The following is a 25,032-nucleotide window of genomic DNA, read 5'->3' as shown; positions in this document are numbered from 1 at the left end:
GCGGCTGCAACAGCTGCGACGTTCGCGGTGCCATGGATCCCGGATCAAGGCCGGGATGACGGACGTTTGACGGTGCCACCAAGGCCGAAGCGCGCTTCGACTGTGTGAGCAGCAGCACTCACGCTCGCCAGGTACGAGCAATCCCGAACCTATCTCACCCCGCGGTCGACTCGCGCTCGATCAGCTCGTACTCGACCAGTTCGTCCTCGGCCTCGGCCAGCTCGCCGCGGCGGCCCGCGCGGATCAGCATCTCGGCGGCGCGATAGGCCATCTGCTGGATCGGCTGGCGCACGGTCGTGAGCGCGGGCGAGATCAGTGACGCCATCGTCGTGTCGTCGAAGCCGGTCACCGCCAGGTCGCGCGGCAGCCGCAGCCCGCGGCGGTGCGCCTCGCCGATCACCCCCGCCGCCATGTCGTCGTTGCTGCACATGATCGCGCTCGGCCGATCGGCGGACGACAGCAGCGCCGCGCCCGCGGCGATGCCCGATTCATGGTCGAAGCGCCCTTCGAACAAGAGCCGCGCGTCTGGGGCGATGCCCGCGCCCGCGAGCGCGTCGCGATAGCCGTGGATCCGGTCGGCGCTGTCGGAGTGATTGGGCGGGCCTGACACGAGCGCGATGCGGCGGTGCCCGCGTGCGATCAGCCGCTGCGTCAGCGCGCGCATCGCCGCGCGATTGTCGATCCGCACCGTCGCGGTACCCGCCAGCGTCCCGCCGGTCGCGATCGCCGCGGCGGGGACGCCCAGCGCGCCCACCAGCCCCGCCTCGCTCAACAGCTCGGCGAAGGGCGGGATCAGCAGCAGCGCGTCGGCGCCGCCGCGCACCAGCGCGCGCGCCGCCTCCTCCGCGGCGTCGCGCGTCAGTCGCTGTTCCTCGCGCAGCAGCAGCTGGAGCCCGTGCGCGTTGGTGGCGCGCAGCGATCCCGTCAGGATCGCGTCGAGGAAAGGGGTGCGCGCCCCGCTGTAGATCAGCCCCACCGTCGTGGCGCGCGCGCGCGCGAGCTGGCGCGCGCTGACGTTGGGGATATAGCCCAGCTCGTCGATCGCGGCGCGCACCGCCGCGACCGTCGCCGCGCCGGCGCGGCCCGCGCCGTTGATGACGTTGGAGACCGTCATCGGCGACACGCCCGCGCGCGCCGCGACCGCGCGCATGGTGACCCCGCGCTCGCCGCGCCGTTCGATCGTCATGGCACGCGGCCGGTGACGAGCGCGAGCGGCATCGCTCAGGCGCCGCGCGCGGGGTGGCGCATCGTCAGATCGTCCCCGCCTTCTTGGCGCTCACCGCGTGATCGGCGGCGCGCGCGGTCAGCGCCATGAAGGTGAGCGACGGGTTGATGCACGAGATCGACGCCATCTGCGCACCGTCGGTGACGAACAGATTGGGTGCGTCATGTGCCTGGCTGAAGCCGTTGAGCACCGACGCGCGCGGGTCGCGGCCCATGCGCGCGCCGCCCATCTCGTGGATCGCGTCGCCCGGGACATGCTCGCCCTCGCTGCTCTTGACGTTGAGCAGCCCGGCCTTCTTGAGCATCTCCTCGCCCTGCTGCCGCGCGTCCGCCATCATCTTCAGCTCGTTGTCGCGGAAGCGCACGTCGAAGCGCATCAGCGGCACGCCGAAGCGGTCGACCTTGTCGGCGTGAAGCGAGACGTGATTGTCCTCATAGGGCAGGCACTCGCCGAACGCGCCCATCGAGAATTGCCACGGCCCGTATTTGCGCATGCCCTGCTTCATCGCGGCGCCGAAGCCCTCGGGCTTGGCGGGGTCGCGCCGCGCGCTGCCTTGATAGCCGTAGCCGCGCTTGAAGCCGAGCCCCTCGTCGCCGTTGTTGTTGCGGAAGCGCGGGATGTAGACGCCGCCGGGGCGACGGCCATATTCGATATATTCGTCCATCCCCGGGATCTCGCCGGTGATGCCGACGCGGAAGATATGATCCATGACGTAGCGGCCGAGCGTGCCGCTGTTGTCGAAATAGCTCTTGGTGCTGCCCGGCGCGCGCGAGTTCATCAGGATCTGCGTCGAGGCCATCGCCGAGGCGCAGAGGAAGACGATGTCGGCGTTGACCGTCTCGGCCTGACCCGTCTTGGCGTCGACGAAACGGACGCCCGTGACGCGCTTGCGCTGCGGATCATATTCGAGGTTGGTGACGACCGCGTCCGAGCGCAGCGTCAGCCGGCCGGTGGCGCGCGCCGCCGGCAACGTCACCGCCTGGGTCGAGAAATAGGCGCCGAACGAGCAGCCGCGACCGCATTGATTGCGCACCTGGCACTTGCTGCGGTTCTGGTCGGGCTTGTCCTCGGTCATGTTGGACAGGCGCGTGTTGATCAGCTTGCGCCCGGGGAACGCGCCCTCGAGCCGCTGCTTGAACCACTTCTCCGCGACGTTCATCGGCATCGGCGGCTGGAACTGGCTGTCCGGCAGATAGGACAGGTTCTCGCGCGAGCCCGAGACGCCGATATACTTCTCGACGTAATCGTACCACGGCGAGACGTCGTCGTAGCGGATCGGCCAGTCGCCGCCGACATTCTCCTTCTTGTTCGCCTCGAAGTCGGCCGGGCTCCAGCGGAAGCACCAGCGCCCCCAGATCAGCGACTTGCCACCCACCGCGGCGGGACGGATCCAGTAGAACTTGCTGCCCTCGTCGTAAGCGTAGGGGTTCAGCCGGTCGTTGTTGTAATATTTCTGCGTGCTCGGCGAGACATAGCCGTGCGTGGTGATGAAATAGTCGCTCTTCACCAACTCCGGCGGCATCATGTCGCGCGCCGGGATCTCATAGGCGGGCTTGCCGTCATAGGTATAGTCGGTCTGATGCTCGACCATGATCCCACGGTCGAGCATCAGGACGCGCATCCCCTTCTCGGTCAGCTCCTTGGCGGCGAAGCCGCCGCTGACGCCGGAGCCGATGACGATCGCGTCGAACCTGTTCGTAACTGCCATGATCCCCTCCCGGGATGAATGTCGTCAGAAGCGCAGCTTGCGCAACGTCTGGAAGCTGGTGGTGATGTCGGGGATGTAGGGCGCGGGCGACTCGTCGTTCTCGACGTAGAAATGCTTCACGCCCGCGATGCCGTTCAGCTTGAACAGGGCGCCGAAATCGATCGTGCCCAGCCCCACCGAGGTCATCTTGCCGTCGGGGCGCTTGTCCTTGACGTGATAGGCGTAGATGCGACCCGCCATCCGCTTGATCAGCGTGGCGGGATCCTCGCCCGCGAGGATCGCCCAATAGAGGTCGATCTCCACCTTCACCAGCTTGGGGTCGGTCGCCTTGACCAGCCGGTCGTACAGGCTGACGCCCTCGGGCTTCACGGTGAACTCGAAATCATGGTTGTGATAGGCGAAGCCCAGCCCGTTCTGGGCGAGCTGCTGCGCGAACTTGTTGAAGTTCGGCAGCGCGCGGTCCCATGCCTCGGCGGTGCGATGCTCCGCGGTCATGTACGGCAGCACGATCGTGTCGGCGCCCAGCGTCTTGGCCATCTTCACGCTGGCGTCGAACTTGTTGAGCAGCAGGTCGTAGCCGACGTGGATCGAGGGCGAGGTCAGCCCCAGCCGGTCCATCGTCTTGCGCAGCATGGCATGATCCATGGCATCATAGCCGCCGCCGCCATATTCGACCTCGCGATAGCCGATCTTGGCGAGCTGGGTCAGCGTGGCGACCGGATCCTTCTGGAACAGCTCGCGCACGGTGTAGAGCTGGATCCCCACCTTGCCGAGCTGCGCGGCCGCCGCGGGCAGCGCGCCCGCGATACCTAGGGCAGCGAGACCGGCGCTGCCGGCCAGGAACGTGCGACGATCCGTCATCATGAGGAATACACCTTGTTGACCTTGGAGTAGAGGAAAGCGCCGTCATACTGGCCCGGCACCGGCAGATATTCGCGCTCCTGCGTGATGCCGATCTCCGACGTGAAATAGCCGACGAGCACCATCTGGCGGAACGGCAAGAAGAAGGCCGTGCCGCCCGGGATCTTGTCGTTCATCGCGAGCGTCAGCAGCGCGTCCTGCTGCGCCGGGGTGACGCTGGCCGCGCTCTTCTTGTAATCGGCGCGGCTGCGCGCCTCGATCGCGTCCAGCCCGCTGATGATCGGCACGCGATCACCCGGCTCGGACCAGTCCGCGAGCAGCTTCTCGATATAGGCCGGCACTCCCGCGGCGATCGCGCCGGGGGTGTCGGTGGCGGGCACGACGCGATCGCTCAGCGCGGTCATCAGCGCCTTCTGCGCCGGGGTGAAGACCTGGACGGAGGGCGGCCCGGTGTTGATCACCCCGAACGCCTGCTGCGAGGCGGCACCGGCCGCGCGCGCGATGGGGGCGAAGAGTTGGCTGCCGAACATCGCGACGATGCCCGCGAGCGCGTCTCTGCGGTCGATCACTTGGTTTCTCCGTTCCGTGCGCCCGCGCGGGCGCCGCTGCTCGTGTTGGTCATGCTTCCTCCCCTGCGTCCCGGTCGATCGCGCGATAGGCGGCGATCAGCCGCTCCTCGCCCGCGCGCCCGTCCCGCGCATTGCCGTGTTCCATGCCGATCACGCCGGCGTAGCGCTTCCCGCGCAGCCAGCGGACGATGTTGGCATAGTTGATCTCGCCCGTGCCCGGCTCGTTGCGGCCGGGATTGTCGCCGAACTGGATATAGCCGATCTCGTCCCAGCAGGTGCCGAGCGCGTTGATCAGGTTCCCCGACTGGATCTGCTCGTGATAGCAATCCGCCAGCACCTTGACCCCGGGGCTGTTGACCCCGCGCGCCACGGCATAGCCCGCGGCGAAGGTCTGCATATAGACGCGCGGGTGGTTCACCCGCGTGTTGAGCGGCTCCATCACCAGCACCAGCCCGTGCGGCGCGACGATGTCGCCGGCGCGGCGCATCAGGTCGATCACGCGCGCGGTCTGGATGTCCATCGGGACACGCGGGTCGAGGAAGCCCGTGACGACGGTGGCGCGCTGCGTGTTGAGGCGCTTGGCCACCTCGATCGAGGCGCGCACGTCGGCGAGAAAGGCCTCGCGCTCGGCGCCGTCGTCGCTGCCGAAGATCGGCCGGAACTGCGACCATTTCGGCATGCTCGCGACGAACACGCCCATCGCCATGCCGCGCTGTTGCAGCGCCTTGGCCATCGCCTCCTGCTGCGCGACCGGGCGGGCCCTCGCCTCATTGTCCTCCCAGGCGCGGAAGCCCTGGTCGGCGGCGAAGGCGATCTGCTCGAGCAATCCGCCGCGGCTCTTGAAGCTGCCCTCGTGCGGCGCATAGGCCAGCGAGAAACGCGCCGCATTGGACGTCGCGCCGCGCTGCGCCGCGGCCGCGGACGCCGCCAGCGGCAGCGCCGCCCCGGCGGCGATCAGCGCGCGGCGCGTCGGCGTCACGCCGCGTCGCCGCGCGCGAGCGTGGCGCCGCGCGCGCGCCGCTCCGACAGCCAGATGCCGCCGAACACGAACAGCAGCACCACCGGGAACAGCGCCAGCTTGGCGAAGGACTGCGACGCCGCCGCATCCTCGACCTGGCGCAGCGCCGCGCCGGTCAGCTGCTTGAACGCCTCCGGCCCGCCGGCGAGCGCCACCTTGGCCTCGTCGAACATCCCGCCCAGCAGCGGCAGCACGAAGAAGCTGGCGAGCGCGCCGGCCGAGCCGACCAGCCCGATCGCCCAGGCGCCACCGCGCGGGTAGCGCTCGGCGACCGAGGCCAGCATGGTCGGCCACATCGCGCACACGCCGAGGCCCCAGACGGTCGAGGCGAGGATCGCCGCGACCGGCGACTGCGCCAGCGACAGCAGGAACAGGCCGATGCCCGCGAGCAGGCTCGAGATCCACAGCAGGCCGGGATTGGACAGGCGGTTCGCCAGCCGCCCCGCGAAGTGGCGGAACACGAACATTAACGCGCTGACGTAGACCAGCAGCAGGATGCCGCGCATGCCGACGCGGTTGGTCAGCGCGACGTCGAGCCACTGGCCCGGCGCGAGCTCGGACGAGGCGGTGAGGAACATCGCGCCGAACCAGACGAAGAAGCTGGGCCGGCGGAACACCTCGCCGATCATCTCGCCGAAGCCGGCGCCTTCCACCTCGGCCGGCGGCGCCGGGAAGGTGGTGGTGGCCGCGATCACGACCACGCCCACCGCGGGCACCAAGACCGTGCCCATGATCACCTGCCACGGCAGCACGTTCGCCAGGAACACGCCCGCCAGGCCGCCGATGATGAGTCCGCCCGGATACCAGGCGTGGAGCACGTTGAGCCGGTGCGTCGTCTCGTCCGGGTAGAGCCGCGCGGTGAGCGGGTTGATCGAGGCCTCGGCGAGGCCCCAGCCGATCCCGCTCAACAGCATGCCGAACCAGACGAGGTTGTAGACCGCCATGCCGGTGGCGAGATGCCCCGCCCCGACGATCAGCCCGGTGCCGATCAGGAAGCACACGCCGCAGCCGATCAGCACGCGCTTGGCGCCGATCTTGTCGAGAAAGGCGCTGACGACGAACACCGTGATGGCGAAGCCGAGGAAGGCGGAACCCAGCGCCGCGCCGATCAGTTCACCCGCCTGCACCGGCGCGATGGGATCGATCCACTCCGCCTTGAGGCTGCTCGCGACCGCGGCGCGCAACGAGGCGCTGATCGCGGCGGTGGCCAGTGCCAGCACGCCGAGCCAGAATAATCGGCTGCGGTTCACTCCTGCCTGATCCACTCGGTCCTCTCCCTTTTCTCTGTGTCGTTATCGTAGCCGGTACGGGATCAGCCGAGGCCGAGCAGGCGGCGGTTGGCGCTGGGATCGCTGCCACCGGCGAAATCGTCGAAGGCATGTTCGGGGCGCCGGATCATGTGCGCGGCGATGAACGGGGCGCCCTCGCGCGCGCCGTCCTGCGGATGCTTGAGCGCGCACTCCCATTCCAGCACCGCCCAGCCCGAATAATCATACTGGGTGAGCTTGGAGAAGATGCCGCCAAAGTCGACCTGCCCGTCGCCGAGCGAGCGGAAGCGACCTGGACGATCGACCCAATCCGAATAGCTGCCGTACACGCCCGCACGCCCGGTCGGGTTGAGCTCCGCGTCCTTGACGTGGAACATCTTGATGCGCTCGTGATAGATGTCGATGAACTGGAGATAGTCCATCGCTTGCAGCACCATGTGGCTGGGATCGTAGAGAATGTTGGCGCGCTGGTGGCCGCCGACCTGATCGAGGAAGCGCTCGAAGGTGACGCCGTCGTGCAGGTCCTCGCCGGGGTGCAGCTCGAAGCAGAGGTCGATGCCCTCTTCCTCGAACGCGTCGAGGATCGGGGTCCAGCGGCGGCCCAGCTCGGCGAACGCCTCGTCCACCAGCCCGGCGGGGCGCTGCGGCCAGGGATAGACGAAGCCCCAGACGAACGCGCCCGAGAAGGTCGCGTGCGCGCTCAGCCCGAGCCGCCGGCTCGCCTTGGCGGCGAGGCGGAGGCGCTCGACCGCCCACTTCTGCCGCTCGGCGGGCTTGCCGCGCAGCTCGGGCGGGGCGAAGCCGTCGAACAGCTCGTCATAGGCGGGATGAACCGCGACGAGCTGGCCCTGGAGGTGGGTCGACAGCTCGGTGATCTCCACCCCCGCCTCGCGGCAGCGGCCGATCAGCTCGTCGGCATAGGTCTGGCTCTCGGCGGCGCGCTCGAGGTCGATGCAGCGCGCGTCCCAGGTCGGGATCTGCACGCCGGCATAGCCCGCGTCCGCCATCCAGCGCGCGGCGCTGTCGAGCGTGTCGAACGGTGCCTCGCCCATGAACTGGGCGAGGAACACACCGGGTCCGCGCATCGCCGCCGTTCCGCTCACTTGAGCGTCTTCAGATAGGCGATCACCGCGGCGCGCTTGGTGGGATCGGCCATGCCGATCGGCATCTTGGTGCCGGGCACCTTCTTGCTCGGCGCGGCGATGAACTCGCCCAGCGTCTTCTCGTCCCAGGTCAGCTTCGACGCCTTGAGCGCGGCCGAATAGGTGAAGCCGGGCGCGGTGCCGGCGGGGCGGCCGACGACGCCGTAGAGGTTCGGCCCGATCCGGTTCGGCCCGCCCTTCTCGACAGTGTGACACGCCTTGCAGGCGGCGAAGGCGGGCGGGCTGCTGGCCTGCGCCGACAGCGGCGCGGGCAGCGCCACGATCGCGGCGCCAGCGACCAGCGGCAGGGCGGCAAGTCCGGCGATCAGCTTCATCGCGAGTCTCTCCAATTGGTTGTTTGTCGTATGTTTAGCGCTAAACAAGCGGGGATCAACCCGCTTGGTGACGCTGCGTCACCCTGCGACCATGCGACGGGAGAGATGAACGATGGCGCAACGGCAAGCACTTCGACTGGCGATGCTGGGTGGCGGCGAGGGCGCCTTCATCGGCGCGGTCCACCGCATGGCGGCGGGCGTCGACGGCGACTGGCGGCTGGTCGCCGGCGCGTTCAGCAGCGACGCCGCGCGCAACACGCGCAGCGGCGAGTCGCTCGGGCTCGACCCGGCGCGGGTCTATGCCACGTTCGAGGAGCTGCTCGCCGCCGAGCGCGCGCTGCCCGAGGACGAGCGCGTCGAGGCGGTCGCGATCGTGACCCCCAACCATCTTCACGCGCCGATGTCGATCGCCGCGCTCGACGCCGGCTTCCACGTCATCTGCGAGAAGCCGATGTCGCTCAACCTCGAGGAAGCGAAGGCGATCGCCGCCGCGGTGGAGCGCAGCGGGCGCCATTACGCGCTCGCCTTCACCTATAGCGGCTACCCGCTGGTCGAGGAGGCGCGCGCGCGCGTCGAGCGCGGCGACTTCGGCACGATCCGGCTGGTGCAGGTAGAATATTCGCAGGGCTGGCTGGCACGCGCGATCGACCGCGACGGCAACAAGCAGGCCGAGTGGCGCACCGACCCCGCGCGCGCGGGCCTGGGCGGCTGCCTCGGCGACATCGGTACCCACGCCTTCCAACTCGCCGAGCACGTGTCCGGCCTCAAGGTCGAGTCGCTCTGCGCCGAGCTGACCACGCACGTGCCGGGCCGCCGGCTCGACGACGACGTCAGCGTGCTGCTGCGTTTCGCGGGCGGCGCGCGCGGGGTGCTCAAGGCCAGCCAGGTCGCGGCCGGCGACGAGAACGGGCTGCGGCTGCGCGTCCACGGTGAACTCGGCGGGCTCGACTGGGCGCAGATGGAGCCCAACACGCTGACGCTGCGCTGGCTCGACAAGCCGGTCGAGGTGCTGCGCACCGGCGGCCCCGCACTGAGCGAGGGCGCGACCGCGCGGACGCGTACCCCCGCGGGGCACCCGGAAGGCTATATCGAGGCGTTCGCGAACATCTATCGCGGCTTCGCGCAGGCGATCCGCGGCGCGGCGCCAGCGATGTGGTACCCCGGCGTGGAGGACGGCGTGCGCACCATGGCGTTCGTCGAGGGAGTCGTCGCCAACGCGCAGAGCGACGTGAAGTGGAGCACGCTCGACTGAGCGATGCGGCTTGCCGAGCTTCGGCAGGAGGGGGGAATAGGGCGGCCCCGCAAAGCGCGGCCGCCCAAGCCGAGCCATTCTGTCGTGAAAGCGGCTCGCGCCTCTCCCGCCGTCCCGGCGCGACGCCGGGATGGCGGTGCCGGGGAGAGGCACCCCTGCTATCCCACGATCAGAACGAGACGGCGGCGTCGCGGCGCAGCTTGCGGTCGAGCAGGTGCCGGACATTGTCGAGCGACGACGCCATCCAGATCGCCGGCCGCAGCAGATCCTCGCGGTGGAGCCGCTCCAACGCCGCGCCGTCCAGCGCCGCCAGCCGCGCGGTGTCGATCGTGTGGCAATCGGGCACGTTGACGCGGCGGTCCGCGGCGAGGTCGAGCTGGAGCGTGACCGGCGCGATCAGGCCCAGCGCGCTCCAGCCCGCGATCATCGCCTCGCCCAGCGCGCGCCCGGCATAGACCGCGCGCAGCGCCGCGGTGGCGCGATCGAGCAGCGGCGCATTGCCGCCATGGTCGCGGAACACCGGCTCGCCCGCCGGGTCGACGCGGGGATGGTCGAGATCGACGTGGATCATCGGCTCGCCGTCCCCCGACACGCCGATCGAGAAAGGACCGCGCGCGTGAAGCGCGGGGACGTAGCGGGCGTCCCAGCGGTCGCCGTCGAGAAAGAGGTTCTCGTCGCGCTCCACCCCCAGCAGCACGACCGCGCGATAGGCACCCTCCGCGTTGCGGCGGAGCAGGATGGCGTAATCGCGCTGCAGCGCCTCGAACTCGGACGCGAACACCACCGCCTGGTTGACCGCGTCGCCGAAGCGCGCGCCGTGGCCCGCGAGGACGCGCAGCTCGGCGTGATCGACGTTGTTGAGCGGGACGATCCGGGTCATCGTCCCTGCCCTGGCGCAGAAAGGCCGCCGCGCGCAGCGGCCTTCCCCGGCACGACCCGATCAGAAGCGATAGCGCGCCCCCAGCAGGTATCGCGCCGACCCCTCGGTGATGAACCAGGAGTTCATCTGGTCGCGACCATATTGCCGCACCCCTTCCTCGAAGAGATTGATCCCTTCGAAGCTCACCGCGATGTTGGGGGTGATGTCATAGCTGATGTTGACGTCCACCTGGCTGTAGGGCGCGGTGAAGGTCGGGTTGCGGAAGCTGTCGCGGTTGATCCCGCTCAGGAACTTGTCGCGCCAATTGTACGACAGGCGGGCGGAGATGCCGTATTTGTCGTAGATCAGCGTGGCGTTGGCGGTGTCCGACAGGCCGATCAGCGCGAACAGGTCGACCGAGGGGTCGGCGCGCACGTCGATCCCGATGTTGCCGCGCACCAGCGTGTAGCTGCCCGCGACGCCGATCCCGGTGTCGCCGAAGAAATACTGGCCCGCGACCTCGAGCCCGTAGATCTCCGCCGACTTGTTGTTGATCGGCGTGTTGACCGAGAAGTTGAACAGCGGATCGTTGGCGTCGGCGAGGATGTCCACCGCCGCCAGCGTGCTGTCGACGAACCCCTGGTTGAGCGAGCGCGTCCCCGCATTGTAATTCTGCAGGAAGGTCGCGTCCGCCGCGGCGACGTTGCCGCCGTTCTGCGCGAGCAGCGCGGTGTAGGTGAACAGGTTCACGTCGGACAGATCGGCGCCGAAGCTGTTGAGCTGCGTTCGCGCGGTGCCCGAGCGGCTGCCCGCGGCGCCCGAGGTGGGGTCGCGCAGACCGAACAGGTTGCGGTTGACCTGGGTGTTGCCGATGAAGTTGCTGACGCGCTTGTCGAAGAAGCCGATCGACAGGAAGGTGTCCTTGTTCGGATACCATTCCAGCGACAGGTCGAAATTGTCCGAGGTGAGCGGATCGAGATCGGTGTCATTGGCATTGCCGGTGGCGACGCCGCCGATCACGGTCGGGCGCGGTGGGCCGCCGACGCCGGTGGAGGCGTACAGGCTGCCGTAACCGGGGCGCGAGATGGTGCGGCTGGCGGAGAAGCGGCCGATCAGATTGGTCATCAGCTCGACCTGGAAGTCCATCGACGGCAGCAGGTTGGTGTAGCTGCCGCGATCGGTGACCGGCTGCCGGTCGGCCGAGTTGAGCACGTTGAAGTCGTTGTCCGCCTGCCACACGATCGCCTGCGGGATCGGCTGGAGCGAGAGCGCGCGGACGCGCGTGCTCTCGAAGCGCGCGCCCGTGACCAGGCTGGCGGGGCGGCCGCCGATCTCGCCCTTCCAGGTGATCTGGCCGTAGACCGACCAGATGTCCTCCTTGACGCGATTATAGGTGTTCGAGTCCAGGTTGTTGGCGTGGTTGATCCCGTCCACCGACTTGCCCGCGAAGGCGGTCTGGTTGGGATCGAGCGGCAGGCCGGCGTAATAGCTCGCCAGCGTGTTGTAGAGCTTGGTCGCATCCTGCGTGCGGAAGGCGATGCGCGAGTTGGCGTCCACGTCGGGGTTGAACTTGGTGAACTTGCACACCGCGCAATAGGTCTGCACCTGACCGGGAGCGAGCCGCTCGATATCGGGCGGCAGCGCATTGCCCCAGTCGCCCAGCACCTGGCGCGTGTTGATCTGGGTCTGCTCGGTCGTGGTGGTGCGGAAATTGCCGCCGAAGTCGAAGCGGCTGCCCCCGCCGAAGTCCCAGCCCGCGTCGAACCGGGCTTCCTTCACCTTCTGCGTCTGGGTCGATTCGAACTCGCGCTGGATCGCGCTCGACAGGTCGCCGACGTCGAGCACGCCGTTGTTGTTGCCCTTGATGAAGGTCGCCGTGCCGTCCGGGTTGGCGGAGGAGGTCGGCAGCGTGCTGACGAAGCCGTCGTTGATCGTCAGCGTCTGCGACGGGAAGCCCTTGCGGCTCCACGACAGCGAGTGCGCCGCCACGACGGGCGCGTTGAACGCCACGGTGGTGGAGGTGCGGCCGTTGGGATTGTCGGGCAGGCTCTCGGCCTTGCCGATATGCCCGTCCAGCGCGAGCGTCAGCCGGTCGGTGGCCTGCCATTTGGCGTTGAGGCCGAAGTCGGTCAGCCGGTTTTTCTGCGCGCGATAGGCCTGTTCGAACGCGGCGTCCTTCACCCCGCCGATCGTCTCGTGGAGATATTCGGTGGTGGCGATGCCGTCGCTGGCATCGTCGAAGGTCACCTCGTCGAAGGGGCGGTTGAACCAGTTGGACTGGCTCGACCGGCGCTCGGACGAGCGGAGCTGCGCGAACAAGGCGTCGGCGGTCAGCGTCAGCACGTCGGTCGGCTTGAACTGCACCACGCCCTGCCCGTTGATACGCTCGCGGCTCAACTCGGAGAAGTGATAGCGGTGGTCGTTGGGCACCGCCACCAGGGTGCTGCCGTCGGTCGGCGCGTTGTTGATGGTCGTGGTGTCGCGGACGAAGCCGTTGGCGGGGTTCAGGAAGTCGGTGAGGGTGCGGATGTTCCAGCCGTCCTGCGCGACGCTGGGTGTGCTGAAATTGCGCTTCTGGTAGCTGCCGAACAGCGAGACGCCGAAGCGTTGCTCGCCGTCGCTCCAGCTCACCAGCCCGGACGCCTCGGGCGTGACCTTGTCGCCGCACTCGATGCAATGGTCGACGCTGTTGTCGTACACGCCCTTCACGCCGACCGAGCCGCTCAGCCCGGTGGTGGAGCGATCCAGCGGGCGGGTGCCGACGATGTTGATCGTCGCGCCGATCCCGCCCGAGGGCACCGCCGCGCGCCCGGTCTTGTAGACTTCCAGCGTGCGGACGCCTTCCGAGGCGAGATTGGCGAAATCGAACGAGCGGCCCGAACCGCCCGCGCCGTCGCCGCCCTGGTCGCCGCCGACCGCGACGATGTTCGAGGTGGCGAGCTGGCGCCCGTTGAGCGTCACCAGATTATATTGCGCGCCGAAACCGCGGACGGTGACGGTCGATCCCTCGCCGTTGACGCGATCGATCGACACGCCGGTGATGCGCTGGAGCGACTCGGCGAGGTTGGTGTTGGCGAACTTGCCAATGTCCTCGGCCGAGATCGCGTCGACCACGCCGAACGACTCGCGCTTGATCGCGATCGACCGCTCCAGCGAGGCGCGCACGCCGGTGACGACGATGTCCTCGCTCGCGGCATCGGGATCGCTGTTGCTCGCGGCCGAGCCCGCCTCGGCCTGGACCGGGCCGGGGGTGGTGTCCGCCTGCGGGGTGCCCTGCTGCGGGTCGGCGGGGGACGGCACCGTCTGCGTGCTCGCGGCGACCTGCGCCAACGCCGCGCCCGGCAGCGCCAGCCCCGCGGCGAGCGCCGCCAGCGACGTGGTCCGCACCAACGCGCGCGAGATCGTCTTACCCCTCATCATCCCCTCCCTGTCGGCCGCGCCCTGCGCGCCACTGTGTCTTTCGGGCGACGTTCCCCGCCCTGAGCCTCCTTTGGTACGCCGCGAGACAACGTTGTCAACGGCGGTAAACTGCCGTTAGCGGTACCATCGCACGCGCCGCGATTTGAGGCGGTGCGCGTGGCGCATTTGCCACGGCCGACGCACGCGCATCGCGGCGCTCCGGCATTGCGCCGACGCGGGGGCGGGCTAGGATCGCGCCATGATCGCCGAGCCTTCCCCCGCCCTGCCCCGCCCCGCCGCCGCCCGATGAGCGGGGTCACGATCAAGGACGTCGCCGAGCGCGCGGGCGTCTCGCTCAAGACGGTCTCGCGCGTGATCAACCGGGAGGGCAATGTGCGTGACGCGCTGCGCGAGGCGGTGCTGCGCGTCGTCGACGAGCTCAACTATCGCCCCAATGCGTTCGCGCGCAGCCTGTCGAGCTCGCGCTCCTTCCTGCTCGGCATGTTCTTCGACGATCCCTCGTCGAGCTATGCCGCCGATCTCCAGCGCGGCGCGCTGCACCGCTGCCGCGAGCTCGGCTATCACCTCGTCGTCGAGGGGATCGACACCGCGCGCCCCGACTGGCGCGCGCAGCTCGAGGCGACGCTGCGCGAGGTGCGGCTGGGCGGCGCGATCCTGACGCCGCCGGTGTGCGACATGCCCGAGGTGCTCGCGGTATTCCGCGCCAGCGGGGTGTCGATCGTGCGGATCGCGCCGGGGCTGGAGGCGGACGCCTCGCCCCAGGTGCGGATGGACGATCGCGCCGCCGCGCGCGAGATGACCGAATTGCTGATCGCGCTGGGCCATCGCGACATCGCCTTCGTCGGCGGCCGCGCGGGGCACAGCGCCACCCCGCTGCGCTACGCTGGCTTCGAGGACGCGATGCGCGCCGCGGGGCTCGCGATCCGCCCCGAGCGCGTGCTCGACGGCGATTTCTCCTTCCGCACAGGGATCGAGGGCGCCGAACTGCTGCTCGACACGCATGACCGTCCCACCGCGGTATTCGCCACCAACGACGAGATGGCGCTGGGCGTGCTGGTGGTGGCGATGCGCCACGGCGTCGCGGTGCCCGACGCGCTCTCGGTGGTCGGCTTCGACGACGCGCCGATCGCGCGCATGGCCTGGCCCCAGCTGACCACGATCCGCCAGCCTAAAGAGGAGATGGCGGCGGCCGCGGTGGAGTTGCTCGCCGCGCCCGCGAGCGACAGCGAGGCGGCGCGCTGCGTTGAGCTGCCCTATGCGTTGCTGCGGCGGCCCAGCTCGGGTCCGGCGCCCGCGCGCTGAAGCGAGGCCCAGCGCGGCGCTGGGTCGCGCACCGCCGCGTGGATCAGCCAGAGCAGCGCCACCGCGCGCACCGTGGCGGCGGCGAGCACGTCCACCTGCGTGGCGGAGACGTCCGCCCCCTCCATTCCCGCGAACAGCCAGAATTCCGCGAAGTAAGCGGCGAGATCGCCGAGCAGGAACAAGGCCATCGGCCGCGCGCGCGTTCCGGTGAGCACCAGCAGCGGCCACAGCCACAGGTCGAACTGCGGCGAATAGACCTTGTTGGTCAGCAGGAACCACGCCAGCACCGGGGTGAAGAGCAGCCATGGCCGGTCTCCGTGGCGGCGCCAGCCGGCGGCGACGATCGTCGCCGCGCCGCCGAGGAACAGCAGCAGCGACCAGAGATTGCGCGTCGCGACGTCGGTGCGCCACCAGCCGAACTGCGTCATCAGCTCCCACAGGCTCGCCGCGGTGCCCCCGCGCGCGCCAGAGAAAGCGTAGAACTCGCGCCAGCTGTCGAAGGCGAACCAGGCGACCGGCAGGTTGACCGCGCCCCAGGCCAGTACCGCGGCCACGACGAGGCGGGCGGCATGGCCGATCCGCGCGGCCCGGCCGGCGCGTGCCCAGGTGTCCCGCCCGACCAGCGCCCCCAAGCCGAGCAGCGGGAGCAGCAGCACCGGGAACAGCTTGGCCGCGCCGCCCAGCGCCGCCAGCGCCGCCGCGCGCACGGTCTGCGCGCGCGCCGCGGCGCGCAGCGCGGCCATCGCGAACGCGACCGCGAGCAGGTCCCAATTGTGGCCCAGATACAGGATCAGCGGCGGGGCGCAGGCCCAGGCATATTGCCGCCGCAGCCCCGCCCCCGCGCCGCGGATCAGCTCCAGCACGACGAAGGCGAGCAACGCATTCCCCAGCGTCACCGCGGCGAGGAAGTCGGCGGCGTCGGCGCGCGCGCCATGGCTCAGATGCGCCACCAATCCCTCGATCCAGATCAGCGCGCCGGTGAGCACCGGATATTCCATCCGCGCCTGGAAATAAGGGATCTGCCCGGCGCCGACGCCGCGCAACCCCCAGAAGGGCACCGCGTCGCTGTAGCAGCCCGTGACATATTGTTCGGCGCCGCTCCACGCCGCGCCGCAATGCGCCTTGAACCCCCAGCCGAGCAGGCAGGTGAGCGCGAGCGCCAGATACGGCCCGCTGGGCCCGAGCCGATCGATCATCCTCCGCACAAGACTGATCCATGGCAGGTCGCTTCGCCCTCGACAAGCGAGCCGCGCGAACATACATCGAACACATGGCGCAACTCGATGTCCGCGAGAAGCTGGAGATCCTCGCCGACGCGGCGAAATATGACGCGTCGTGCGCGTCGTCCGGCACGTCGAAGCGCACCTCGGCCGACGGCAAGGGGCTGGGTTCGACCGAGGGCATGGGTATCTGCCACGCTTATGCGCCCGACGGTCGCTGCATCTCGCTGCTCAAGATCCTGCTGACCAACAGCTGCGTGTTCGACTGTCATTATTGCATCAACCGCAAGAGCTCGAACGTCCGCCGCGCTCGCTTCACCGCGCAGGAGGTGGTGAACCTCACGCTCTCTTTCTATCGACGCAATTACATCGAGGGGCTGTTCCTCTCCTCGGGTATCATCAAGTCGTCCGATTACACGATGGAGCAGCTGGTCGAGGTGGCGCGCTCGCTGCGCGAGGATCATCAGTTCCGCGGCTATATTCACCTCAAGACGATCCCCGACGCCGATCCCGAGCTGGTCCACCAGGCCGGGCTCTACGCCGATCGCGTGTCGATCAACGTCGAGCTGCCCACCGTCGGGGGGCTGCGCCGGCTCGCGCCCGAGAAGGACGAGGCGCGGATCGAGGGCGCGATGGGCGAGATGAAGGCGGCGATCACCGATATCGCCGACGCACGCACCCGCTACAAGTCCGCCCCGCGCTTCGCGCCCGCCGGGCAGTCGACCCAGATGATCGTCGGCGCCGATGCCGCGACCGACGGCGATATCGTGCGCAAGGCCTCGACGCTGTATGATCGCTTCGGGCTGCGGCGCGTCTATTATTCGGCGTTCAGCCCGATCCCCGACGCCTCGGCGGTGCTGCCGCTCCAGCGCCCGCCGCTGATGCGCGAGCATCGCCTGTACCAGTCCGACTGGCTGATGCGCTTCTACGGCTTCTCGACCGATGAGGTCGTCGCCGCGGCGGACGAGTCGACGGGGATGCTGCCGCTCGACATCGACCCCAAGCTCGCCTGGGCGCTCAAGTTCCGCGACCGTTTCCCGGTCGACGTCAATCGCGCGCCGCGCGAGCTGCTGTGGCGTGTGCCGGGACTGGGCACCAAGGCGGTGAAGAGCATCCTGGCGGCGCGGCGCTGGCGGCGACTGCGGCTCGACGATGTCGCGCGGCTGACGGTGTCGATCGCGCGGGTGCGACCTTTCATCGTCTGCGAGGACTGGCGCCCGGTGGTGCTCGCCGATCGCGCCGAGCTGACGCCGCTGGTCGCGCCCAAGCCGAAGACGCGGCAGCTCGAGCTGTTCGCGGCGTGAGAGTGACTCGCGGGTGAAACGCTTCGCCGCGCTGGCGCGCTGTGGCGGGGTGATCGTTCGACATGGCCCAGCGGTGACGCATCTCGCTCCCCACCCCTTCAGGGGAGGGGCTGGGGGTGGGGTGGTTCCGCATACGTCGCGTTCGCGGAGAAGCCCCACCCCAACCCCTCCCCTGAAGGGGAGGGGCTCAGGGGTGCGTTAGCCGTGCGCGTCATCACCCTCTCGGCGCCCGACGATGTCGACGGCTGGCGCGATGCCGCGCGCGGGCTGCTCGCCGACCATGTCGCCCCCGATGCCGTCGTGTGGCAGGTCGGCGACGCCGCGACCGATCTCTTCGCCGCGGCCGCCGCCGAGCCACCCCCCGCCCCGCGTCCCGACGCCACCGCGCCTGCCATGCGCGTGCCGCGCGCCTTCCTCGATCTCGCCAGCAGCGCCGCGCTCCACCGCGACCCCGAGCGGTTCGCGTTGCTCTATGCGATGTTGTGGCGGCTGCGCGACACGCCGCGGCTGACCGACGATCACGCCGACCCGCTCGTTCGCCGGACCGAGACGCTGGCCAAGTCCGTCCGGCGCGACATCCACAAGATGCGCGCCTTCGTGCGCTTCCGCTCGGTCAGCGACGATGCGGGCGATCGCTACGTCGCCTGGTTCGAGCCCGAGCATCATATCGTCCGCGCCAACGCCGCCTTCTTCGTCAACCGCTTCGCCAGCATGCGCTGGTCGATCCTCACGCCCGAGCTGTCGCTCCACTGGGATGGTGGCGCGCTCCACGAGGGCCCCGCGGCCGAGCGCGGCGACGCGCCCGAGGGCGACCCGATCGAAGAGGTGTGGAAGACCTATTACGCCAGCATCTTCAACCCGGCGCGCGTCAAGGTCGGCACGATGCTGCGCGAGATGCCGCGCAAATACTGGAAGAACATGCCGGAGACCGCGCTGGTGCCGCAGCTGCTGGCGACCGCGCAGGCACGGGAGAGCGGGATGATCGACAAGGCGCGCGCGCGCGACAGCGCGGTCGGCGACAATGCGCAGGCGGCGTGGGAAGCGCTGCGCGACGAGGCGTCGGCCTGCACGCGCTGTCACCTCTACAAGCCCGCGACCCAGACGGTGTTCGGCGAGGGACCGGTCGACGCGACGATGATGTTCGTCGGCGAGCAGCCCGGCGACCAGGAGGACCTCGCCGGTCATCCGTTCGTCGGCCCCGCGGGGCAGGTGTTCGATCGCGCGCTGGCGGCGGCGGGGATCACCCGCGCCGAGACCTATGTCACCAACGCGGTCAAGCACTTCAAGTTCGAGCCGCGCGGCAAGCGGCGGATCCACGCCAAACCCGACGCGGGCGAGATCGAGGCGTGTCGCTGGTGGATCGAGCAGGAGCAGATGCTGCTGCGTCCCAAGATGACGGTCGCGCTCGGCGCCACCGCGGCGCGCAGCCTGTTCGGCAAGGTGATGACGATCGGGCGCGAGCGCGGCCGGGCGCTTCGCCTGCCCGATGGCGGCGCCGCCTGGATCACGGTCCACCCGAGTTATCTGCTACGGCTCCCCGACGAAGCAGCGAAAGCGAGCGAATATGAGCGCTTCGTCGAGGATCTGAGGATGGCGCGCGCGGCGCTGGGGTGAGCCCCCAAGCGCCGTCATTGGGCTTGGTCAGGGATCTACTGTTCCGCTTCACGCCGCGCCGCCTGAGGGTGCGGCCGGGTGGATCCCGGACCAAGTCCGGGATGACGAAAAAGGAAGGAGCGGCGTAGCGACGCCGCCGCACCACAGCCTCTTCGTCGCCTTACAGCTCGCGCGGGTCCGGCCCCATCCGGCCATCGGGATCGTCCATCGCGTCGATCGCGGCGACATCTTCCTCGCTGAGCCGCACCTCGGTCGCCTGCCAGTTGCTCGCGAGATGCTCCGGGTTGCCCGCCTTGGGGATCACCGCCAGCCCCTTGGCGAGGTGCCAGGCGATCAGCACCTGCGCCGGCGTGGCGCCGAGCCGCTCGGCGATCGCCACCACGCGCTCGTCGCGCAGCGTCTCGCCCTGCCCCAGCGGCGACCAGCTCTGCGTGACGATGCCGCGCTCGCGGTTGTACGCCTGCACCTCGCGCTGCTGGAAGGTCGGGTGCAGCTCGATCTGGTTGACCGCGGGCACCACGCCGGTGGCGTCGATGATCGCGTCGAGATGCTCGGGCAGGAAGTTGGACACGCCGATCGAGCGCGCCTTGCCCGCGTCGCGCAGCGCCACCAGCGTCTGCCACGCCGCGACGTAACGCTCGCCCGCGGGGTGCGGCCAGTGGATCAGGTACAAATCGACATGGTCGCGCCCGAGCAGCGCCAGGCTGGCGTCAAGCGCGGCCTCGGCGTCGCCGTGCTGGTCGTGCCACAATTTGGTGGTGAGCCACGCGTCGTCATGGCCGAGCCCTTCGCCGACGCCGCGCTCGTTATGGTACAAAGTGGCGGTGTCGACGAGGCGGAAGCCGAGGTCGAGCCCCGCGCGCACCACCGCGGCCACCTGCGAATCAGGGATCTGATAGGTGCCGAGGCCGAGCTGGGGCATCGGGCGGCCGTCGTTGAGCGTGAGATCGGTCATCCGCGTCGAACCGTTGCTGGACGGCACGGTTCCACTTTGCGGCTTCCCTTTCGCGACCGCGTGACGCAAGCGCAGCATCATGGTCGAGAAGATCCTTGCCGCACTCGCCGGCTTCGCCATCGCCGTGATCTCCGCCGGCGGCTATTGGGGCATCGCGCTGCTGATGGCGATCGAGAGCGCGTGCATCCCGCTGCCGTCCGAGATCATCATGCCCTTCGCGGGCTATCTCGTCTCCACCGGCGAGCTCAACCTGTTCCTCGCCGCGACCGCGGGCGCGATCGGCTGCAACATCGGCTCGGTCGTCGCCTATGAGATCGGTCGCCGCGGCGGGCGGCCGATGGCGGAGAAGTTCGGCCGCTACGTGCTGATCGGCCCGGGCGAGCTCGACCTCGCCGACCGCTTCTTCAACCGCTGGGGCGCCTGGGCGATCCTGATCGGGCGGATGCTACCGGTGATCCGCACCTTCATCGCCTTCCCCGCCGGTGTGGCGCGGATGAAGCTGATTCCGTTCCACGTCTATACTTTCGTGGGCTCCTGGCCGTTCTGCCTGCTGCTCGCCTGGATCGGCATGACGCTGGGCGACAAATGGAACAGCGACCCGCGGCTCAAGGCCTTCTTCCACCGCGCCGATGCGGCGATCGGCGTGGTGCTGGTCGCGGCGATCGCCTTCTACGTCTGGCACCGGGTCCGCGGCCTGAAGAAGCACGGCTGACGCGTCAGCGCGGGCGTCCGCCGCGTGGCCCGCGCGGGCCACGCTGACCGCGATCGAACCGCGGGGTGCGATAGCCCTCGGCGCGGTTCTCGCGCCGCAACTCGCGATACTCGCGCCGCACGTCGCCGCGATATTCCTGGCGCGCGTCGCGGCGTCCCTGTTGATATTGATCGCGCGTGATCGTCCCGGCGCGATAGGCGTCGCGGTTGCTGCGCAGGTCGTTGCGATAGTCGCGCCGCTCGCGCCCGACGTCGCGGCGGAAGTCGCGCCAGTTGCTGCGCACCGCGCGATTGTCGCCGCCGTAGCGACGCTGCTGCCAGTAACGCTGCTGGTCACCGTTCCAGCGGTAGGGCCGGCGATAGCGATCATAGACGTAGACGCCGGTGCCCGGGTAATAGAAGCCGTTGTTCCAGCCATAATAGCTCGGCGCATAGCCATAGCCGTACCCGCCATACGGGTCGTCGTAATAGCCGCCGCTGCCGACGCCCATGCCCAGCCCGCCATAGCCATAACCGGTCGAGCAGGCCGAAGTGACGACCGCGAGCCCGCCCAACAGGCCCGCGGCTAGGATCTGCTTCAATGTCATCGCAACGCTCCATACGCCGGAGGAAGCGGCCGATACGCGCCGCTGATCGATGAGCAACGGCGATGGGGCCCCGCCGGTTCCGGGGCGGTTCCGGGGCGGTGGCGCGGGGCCGCGGCGGCACTCAGTGGCCGGCGAAGGACAGCAGCGCGCTGACCTCGATATCGTCGGCGCGCAGCCGGTCCGCACCGCCCAGCTCGGGCAGGTCGACCACGAACTGCGCCTGGCGCACGGTCGCGCCAGCCTTGCGGAGCAGCCGCACCGCCGCGCGCGCCGTCCCGCCGGTCGCGATCAGGTCGTCGACCAACAGCACCCGCGCGCCAGGGGCGCAGGCATCGGCGTGGATCGTGATCCGGTCCTGTCCATATTCGAGCGCATAATCCTCCGCGATCGTCGCGCCGGGCAATTTGCCGTCCTTGCGGATCAGCAACACCCCGGCGCGCAGCGGCACCGCCAGCGCCGCGGCGAAGAGAAAGCCGCGCGCCTCGATCCCGGCGACCAGATCGACCGGCCCGTCGGTCGCGGCGACCATCCGCTCGACGCAGGCGGCCAGCCCGTCGGCGTCGAGCAGCAACGTGGTGATATCGCGGAACTGGATCCCGGGCTTGGGGAAATCGGGGATGGTGCGGATCAGGGCCCGTAGGTCGTCGTTCATACGTCGCTCCGCGCGAACAGGAAAAGGACACGGCGACCGTCGCTCTCGCCACGATCGCCGTGTCCGGGTCCTAGTCGCTGTGCCGGGTAAGTCCATGGCGCAGCAGCATCACCCACAGGTGACGCCGGCCGCGGCAGCGCGGGTGGCGGGGCGGTCGCCGCGCCACCCGGCCGGCCTCAATGCTTCACGTCGCGCCAGACGTTCTGATAGGCGCCCCAGGTCAGGTAGATGAAGATCATCAGGAAGATCACCACCGCCACGCCCGCGGCGTGACGCGCCTCGAGATTGGGCTCGGCGGTCCAGGTGAGGAAGGCCGCGACGTCGCGCGCCATCTGGTCGCGCGTCGCCTTGGTGCCGTCCGAATAGGTCACCTGCCCGTCCGACGTGATCGGCGGCGGCATCGCGATGTTGAGGTTCGCGAAATAGGGGTTGTAGTGCAGCCCCTCCGGCGTCTTGGCGTCGGGGAACTTCTTGAGCAGCTCGGCCGGCTGGTCGCGATAGCCGGTGATCAGCGCGTGGATATAGTTGCTGCCGTCCTCGCGCGCCTTGGCCATCAGCGACAGATCGGGCGGCAGCGCGTTGGCATTGGCAGCGCGCGCCGCGACCTCGTTGGCGAAGGGCGACGGGAAGTGATCCGACGGCAGGTTCTTGCGCGTCGCCGCCTCGCCCGTCTCCGGGTTCACGCCGGGCTGCTCGATCACCCACTGATTGGCGATCGCCTTCACCTCGGCCTCGGAATAGCCGATCTTCTGCAGGTCGCGGAAGGCGACATACTTCAGCGAGTGGCAGGCCGCGCAGACCTCCTTGTAGACCTGGAAGCCGCGCTGCACCTGCTGGCGGTCGAACTTGCCGAACCAGCCCGCGGAGGACAGGTGAATGTCCTCCGGATGCAGGTGGAACTCATGCTCGGCGGTGTGCGGCGCCGGATTCTGGATCGCGTCCTTGGCGGTGAAGAACAGCGCCAGTGCGAGCACGAAGACGAACCCCGCACCGATCACCAGTGATATGAGACGAACCATTGTCTGTCAGATCCCCTCTTCGTCTCGTCTTCAGCCCGCCAGCGCGGTCTTGGTGGGCGCGGTGCCGCCATGCTTCGCCAGCACCGCCTCGGTGATCGAGTTGGGCAGCGGCCGCGGCCGCTCCGCCGCCGACACCAAGGGCAGGATGATCAGGAAGTGCGCGAAATAATAAGCCGCGGCGATCTGCCCCATCATCACGTTGCGCGCGGTCGCCTCGGCGCCGCCGACATAGCCGAGCACCAGCACGTCGAACACCAGCACGATCAGGAACCAGCGGTAGGTCGGCCGGTAGTTGGCCGAGCGCACCGGCGAGCTGTCCAGCCACGGCAGGAAGAACAGCAGCAGGATCGAGCCGAACATCGCCAGCACGCCCCACAGCTTCGCCGGCAGGATGAAGTCCGCGGTGAAGCTCTTCAGGATCGCGTAGAACGGCAGGAAATACCATTCGGGCACGATGTGCGCCGGCGTCGATAGCGGGTTGGCCTCGATATAATTGTCCGGGTGCCCCAGCAGATTGGGCGAGAAGAACACGAAGGTGGCGAAGATCAGGAAGAACACCGCCACGCCGACGCCGTCCTTGGCGGTGTAGTAAGGGTGGAACGGCACCGTGTCCTGCTCACCCTTCACGTCCACGCCGGTGGGGTTGTTCGAGCCCGGGATATGCAGCGCCCAGATGTGCAGGATGATCACGCCCGCGATCACGAACGGCAGCAGATAGTGGAGCGAGAAGAAGCGGTTCAGCGCGGCATTGTCGGGCGCGAACCCGCCCAGCAGCCAGACGCGGATGGTCTCGCCCACCAGCGGGATCGCCGAGAAGAAGCCGGTGATCACCTGCGCGCCCCAGAAGCTCATCTGCCCCCAGGGAAGGACATAGCCCATGAACGCGGTGGCCATCATCAGCAGGAAGATGACGACGCCGAGCAGCCACACCATCTCGCGCGGCGCCTTGTACGAGCCGTAATAGAGCCCGCGGCCGATATGGATGTAGACCACGGCGAGGAACATCGACGCGCCGTTGGCGTGCGCGTAGCGCAGGAACCAGCCGGCGTTGACGTCGCGCATGATGCTCTCGACCGAGCCGAACGCGACCCCGCCGTTGGCGGCATAATGCATCGCCAGCACCACGCCGGTGACGATCTGGATCACCAGCGCCGCCCCGGCGAGCACGCCGAAGTTCCAGAAATAGTTGAGGTTGCGCGGCACCGGATAGCCCGCACCGATGGCATTGTAGGCGAGACGCGGCAGCGGCAGCTTCTCGTCCAGCCAGCGCATCAGCGGCTGCTTCGGCTCATAATGCTTGGCCCAGGGAAAGCTCATCTCTCGTTCTCCCTCAGCCGACCGTCACGACGGTGTCGGACGTGAAAGTGTAATCGGGCACGTGCAGGTTCTGCGGCGCCGGCCCCTGGCGGATGCGACCGGCGGTGTCATAGGCCGAGCCGTGGCACGGGCAGAAATAGCCGCCGAACGGGCCCTTGTTCTCGCCCTCGCCCGCGCCCAGCGGCACGCAGCCGAGATGGGTGCAGACGCCCAGCGTGATCAGCCAATTCTCCTTGCCGGCCTTGGTGCGCTCGGCGAGCGTCTGCGGGTCGCGCAGCGAGCCGACGTCGACCGCATTGGCCTCGCCGATCTCCTTGGGCGTCAGGTTGCGCACGAACAGAGGCTGCTTGCGGAACGACGATTTGATCGCCTGACCGGGCGCGATCTTGGAGATGTCGATCTCGGTGGTCGACAGCGCCAGCACGTCGGCCGAGGGGTTCATCTGGTTGACCAGCGGCAGCACGATCGCGACCGCCCCCACCCCCGCGAACGACACCGCGGCGATGTTGATGAAATCGCGGCGGCGCGGGTCGTGGGCGGGCTCGTGATAGGGCGCGGGATCCTCGCCCGGGGGAATGTTGTTCTCGACCGTCGCCATTCGCGTCAAACCTCTACCCGTTCATTCTCCCGCCGGGTCGATCCGATGCCGTCGCGACATGCCGCCTCCCCGCGCGACCTGCCTGTCCCCGAGGCG

22 protein-coding genes are annotated in these 25,032 nt (G+C 69.1%); 5 read left to right on the top strand and 17 right to left on the bottom strand.

Annotation, left to right across the window (positions count from 1 at the left end; translation table 11 throughout):
• Positions 1 to 154: 154 nt before the first annotated feature.
• The 8 genes from EV292_RS10365 to EV292_RS10330 form a co-directional block, all read right to left on the bottom strand.
• A complete protein-coding gene (locus tag EV292_RS10365) occupies positions 155 to 1,186 on the bottom strand; it encodes a LacI family DNA-binding transcriptional regulator (RefSeq protein ID WP_243693710.1) in 1,032 nt (343 codons plus the stop codon).
• Positions 1,187 to 1,250: 64 nt separating this feature from the next.
• Entirely contained in the window at positions 1,251 to 2,933 is a 1,683-nt protein-coding gene (locus tag EV292_RS10360; RefSeq protein ID WP_132909126.1) for a GMC family oxidoreductase, read from the bottom strand.
• Between the two features lie 24 nt (positions 2,934 to 2,957).
• Positions 2,958 to 3,797, bottom strand: a complete 840-nt coding sequence (locus EV292_RS10355) for a sugar phosphate isomerase/epimerase (RefSeq protein WP_132909125.1) — start codon at positions 3,795 to 3,797, stop codon at positions 2,958 to 2,960.
• Positions 3,794 to 4,363 (bottom strand): gluconate 2-dehydrogenase subunit 3 family protein, encoded by a 570-nt coding sequence (locus EV292_RS10350; RefSeq protein ID WP_132909124.1) that lies wholly within the window; start codon positions 4,361 to 4,363, stop codon positions 3,794 to 3,796. Before EV292_RS10350 ends, EV292_RS10355 begins: the two co-directional genes overlap by 4 nt.
• A 49-nt stretch (positions 4,364 to 4,412) precedes the next feature.
• Positions 4,413 to 5,342 carry a TIM barrel protein gene (locus EV292_RS10345; protein WP_132909123.1) on the bottom strand — a complete coding sequence of 310 codons (930 nt, stop codon included), beginning with the start codon at positions 5,340 to 5,342 and terminating at the stop codon, positions 4,413 to 4,415.
• A complete protein-coding gene (locus EV292_RS10340; protein WP_132909122.1) occupies positions 5,339 to 6,646 on the bottom strand; it encodes an MFS transporter in 1,308 nt (435 codons plus the stop codon). The genes EV292_RS10345 and EV292_RS10340 overlap by 4 nt, the downstream gene beginning before the upstream one ends.
• Positions 6,647 to 6,693: 47 nt before the next feature.
• A complete protein-coding gene (locus EV292_RS10335; protein WP_132909121.1) occupies positions 6,694 to 7,734 on the bottom strand; it encodes a sugar phosphate isomerase/epimerase in 1,041 nt (346 codons plus the stop codon).
• Between the two features lie 14 nt (positions 7,735 to 7,748).
• Entirely contained in the window at positions 7,749 to 8,126 is a 378-nt protein-coding gene (locus EV292_RS10330) for a cytochrome c family protein (RefSeq protein WP_132909120.1), read from the bottom strand.
• 112 nt (positions 8,127 to 8,238) lie between these two features.
• Here EV292_RS10330 and EV292_RS10325 point away from each other — a divergent pair, with 112 nt between their 5' ends.
• Positions 8,239 to 9,378 carry a Gfo/Idh/MocA family oxidoreductase gene (locus tag EV292_RS10325; RefSeq protein WP_132909119.1) on the top strand — a complete coding sequence of 380 codons (1,140 nt, stop codon included), beginning with the start codon at positions 8,239 to 8,241 and terminating at the stop codon, positions 9,376 to 9,378.
• A 169-nt stretch (positions 9,379 to 9,547) separates the two neighbouring features.
• Here the strand turns inward: EV292_RS10325 and EV292_RS10320 are convergent, their stop codons facing one another.
• Together EV292_RS10320 and EV292_RS10315 are read right to left on the bottom strand one after the other, a co-directional pair.
• The gene (locus EV292_RS10320) at positions 9,548 to 10,258 is read right to left on the bottom strand and encodes a SapC family protein (RefSeq protein ID WP_132909118.1); all 711 of its coding nucleotides are present in this window, start codon (positions 10,256 to 10,258) and stop codon (positions 9,548 to 9,550) included.
• A gap of 60 nt (positions 10,259 to 10,318) precedes the next feature.
• A complete protein-coding gene (locus tag EV292_RS10315; protein WP_132909117.1) occupies positions 10,319 to 13,654 on the bottom strand; it encodes a TonB-dependent receptor in 3,336 nt (1,111 codons plus the stop codon).
• Between the two features lie 288 nt (positions 13,655 to 13,942).
• Here EV292_RS10315 and EV292_RS10310 point away from each other — a divergent pair, with 288 nt between their 5' ends.
• On the top strand, positions 13,943 to 14,959 hold the full coding sequence (locus tag EV292_RS10310) for a LacI family DNA-binding transcriptional regulator (RefSeq protein ID WP_132909116.1): 1,017 nt from the start codon (positions 13,943 to 13,945) through the stop codon (positions 14,957 to 14,959).
• Here the strand turns inward: EV292_RS10310 and EV292_RS10305 are convergent.
• A complete protein-coding gene (locus EV292_RS10305; protein ID WP_132909115.1) occupies positions 14,911 to 16,155 on the bottom strand; it encodes a hypothetical protein in 1,245 nt (414 codons plus the stop codon). The two genes, EV292_RS10310 and EV292_RS10305, sit on opposite strands and share 49 nt — an antisense overlap.
• Before the next feature lie 74 nt (positions 16,156 to 16,229).
• Here EV292_RS10305 and EV292_RS10300 point away from each other — a divergent pair, with 74 nt between their 5' ends.
• Positions 16,230 to 17,483: a putative DNA modification/repair radical SAM protein gene (locus EV292_RS10300; RefSeq protein WP_132909114.1), complete on the top strand. Its 1,254-nt coding sequence runs from the start codon at positions 16,230 to 16,232 to the stop codon at positions 17,481 to 17,483.
• A gap of 204 nt (positions 17,484 to 17,687) precedes the next feature.
• Positions 17,688 to 19,097: a UdgX family uracil-DNA binding protein gene (locus tag EV292_RS10295; protein ID WP_132909113.1), complete on the top strand. Its 1,410-nt coding sequence runs from the start codon at positions 17,688 to 17,690 to the stop codon at positions 19,095 to 19,097.
• Between the two features lie 160 nt (positions 19,098 to 19,257).
• Here the strand turns inward: EV292_RS10295 and EV292_RS10290 are convergent, their stop codons facing one another.
• Positions 19,258 to 20,052 carry an aldo/keto reductase gene (locus EV292_RS10290; RefSeq protein ID WP_132909112.1) on the bottom strand — a complete coding sequence of 265 codons (795 nt, stop codon included), beginning with the start codon at positions 20,050 to 20,052 and terminating at the stop codon, positions 19,258 to 19,260.
• 79 nt (positions 20,053 to 20,131) lie between these two features.
• Here EV292_RS10290 and EV292_RS10285 point away from each other — a divergent pair, with 79 nt between their 5' ends.
• Positions 20,132 to 20,764 (top strand): DedA family protein, encoded by a 633-nt coding sequence (locus EV292_RS10285; RefSeq protein ID WP_132909111.1) that lies wholly within the window; start codon positions 20,132 to 20,134, stop codon positions 20,762 to 20,764.
• Between the two features lie 4 nt (positions 20,765 to 20,768).
• Here EV292_RS10285 and EV292_RS22900 read toward each other — a convergent pair whose 3' ends face one another.
• From EV292_RS22900 to petA, 5 genes are all read right to left on the bottom strand, one after another.
• Positions 20,769 to 21,350 (bottom strand): hypothetical protein, encoded by a 582-nt coding sequence (locus EV292_RS22900; RefSeq protein WP_207913397.1) that lies wholly within the window; start codon positions 21,348 to 21,350, stop codon positions 20,769 to 20,771.
• A 121-nt stretch (positions 21,351 to 21,471) separates the two neighbouring features.
• Positions 21,472 to 22,002, bottom strand: coding sequence for an adenine phosphoribosyltransferase (locus EV292_RS10275; protein ID WP_132909110.1), 531 nt, complete (start codon positions 22,000 to 22,002; stop codon positions 21,472 to 21,474).
• A gap of 176 nt (positions 22,003 to 22,178) precedes the next feature.
• Positions 22,179 to 23,021 carry a cytochrome c1 gene (locus tag EV292_RS10270; RefSeq protein WP_132909109.1) on the bottom strand — a complete coding sequence of 281 codons (843 nt, stop codon included), beginning with the start codon at positions 23,019 to 23,021 and terminating at the stop codon, positions 22,179 to 22,181.
• A gap of 30 nt (positions 23,022 to 23,051) precedes the next feature.
• On the bottom strand, positions 23,052 to 24,338 hold the full coding sequence (locus EV292_RS10265; protein ID WP_132909108.1) for a cytochrome b N-terminal domain-containing protein: 1,287 nt from the start codon (positions 24,336 to 24,338) through the stop codon (positions 23,052 to 23,054).
• A gap of 13 nt (positions 24,339 to 24,351) precedes the next feature.
• Positions 24,352 to 24,936 carry a ubiquinol-cytochrome c reductase iron-sulfur subunit gene (gene petA, locus EV292_RS10260; protein WP_132909107.1) on the bottom strand — a complete coding sequence of 195 codons (585 nt, stop codon included), beginning with the start codon at positions 24,934 to 24,936 and terminating at the stop codon, positions 24,352 to 24,354.
• Positions 24,937 to 25,032 lie beyond the last annotated feature (96 nt).

Origin of the sequence: Sphingomonas sp. BK235, from assembly GCF_004345855.1 — a bacterium.
Lineage (GTDB): Bacteria > Pseudomonadota > Alphaproteobacteria > Sphingomonadales > Sphingomonadaceae > Sphingomonas.
Note: the sequence above shows the minus strand (reverse complement) of the source record. Positions and strands in the feature narration are given on the sequence as shown.

Bases quoted from the DNA above. Each gene is read 5' to 3' on its own strand.
- EV292_RS10365 (WP_243693710.1), bottom strand. From the start codon at position 1,186: ATGACGATCGAACGGCGCGGCGAGCGCGGGGTCACCATGCGCGCGGTC.
- EV292_RS10360 (WP_132909126.1), bottom strand. From the start codon at position 2,933: ATGGCAGTTACGAACAGGTTCGACGCGATCGTCATCGGCTCCGGCGTC.
- EV292_RS10355 (WP_132909125.1), bottom strand. From the start codon at position 3,797: ATGATGACGGATCGTCGCACGTTCCTGGCCGGCAGCGCCGGTCTCGCT.
- EV292_RS10335 (WP_132909121.1), bottom strand. From the start codon at position 7,734: ATGCGCGGACCCGGTGTGTTCCTCGCCCAGTTCATGGGCGAGGCACCG.
- EV292_RS10330 (WP_132909120.1), bottom strand. From the start codon at position 8,126: ATGAAGCTGATCGCCGGACTTGCCGCCCTGCCGCTGGTCGCTGGCGCC.
- EV292_RS10325 (WP_132909119.1), top strand. From the start codon at position 8,239: ATGGCGCAACGGCAAGCACTTCGACTGGCGATGCTGGGTGGCGGCGAG.
- EV292_RS10320 (WP_132909118.1), bottom strand. From the start codon at position 10,258: ATGACCCGGATCGTCCCGCTCAACAACGTCGATCACGCCGAGCTGCGC.
- EV292_RS10315 (WP_132909117.1), bottom strand. From the start codon at position 13,654: ATGAGGGGTAAGACGATCTCGCGCGCGTTGGTGCGGACCACGTCGCTG.
- EV292_RS10310 (WP_132909116.1), top strand. From the start codon at position 13,943: ATGAGCGGGGTCACGATCAAGGACGTCGCCGAGCGCGCGGGCGTCTCG.
- EV292_RS10305 (WP_132909115.1), bottom strand. From the start codon at position 16,155: ATGATCGATCGGCTCGGGCCCAGCGGGCCGTATCTGGCGCTCGCGCTC.
- EV292_RS10300 (WP_132909114.1), top strand. From the start codon at position 16,230: ATGGCGCAACTCGATGTCCGCGAGAAGCTGGAGATCCTCGCCGACGCG.
- EV292_RS10290 (WP_132909112.1), bottom strand. From the start codon at position 20,052: ATGACCGATCTCACGCTCAACGACGGCCGCCCGATGCCCCAGCTCGGC.
- EV292_RS10285 (WP_132909111.1), top strand. From the start codon at position 20,132: ATGGTCGAGAAGATCCTTGCCGCACTCGCCGGCTTCGCCATCGCCGTG.
- EV292_RS22900 (WP_207913397.1), bottom strand. From the start codon at position 21,350: ATGACATTGAAGCAGATCCTAGCCGCGGGCCTGTTGGGCGGGCTCGCG.
- EV292_RS10275 (WP_132909110.1), bottom strand. From the start codon at position 22,002: ATGAACGACGACCTACGGGCCCTGATCCGCACCATCCCCGATTTCCCC.
- EV292_RS10270 (WP_132909109.1), bottom strand. From the start codon at position 23,021: ATGGTTCGTCTCATATCACTGGTGATCGGTGCGGGGTTCGTCTTCGTG.
- EV292_RS10265 (WP_132909108.1), bottom strand. From the start codon at position 24,338: ATGAGCTTTCCCTGGGCCAAGCATTATGAGCCGAAGCAGCCGCTGATG.
- petA (WP_132909107.1), bottom strand. From the start codon at position 24,936: ATGGCGACGGTCGAGAACAACATTCCCCCGGGCGAGGATCCCGCGCCC.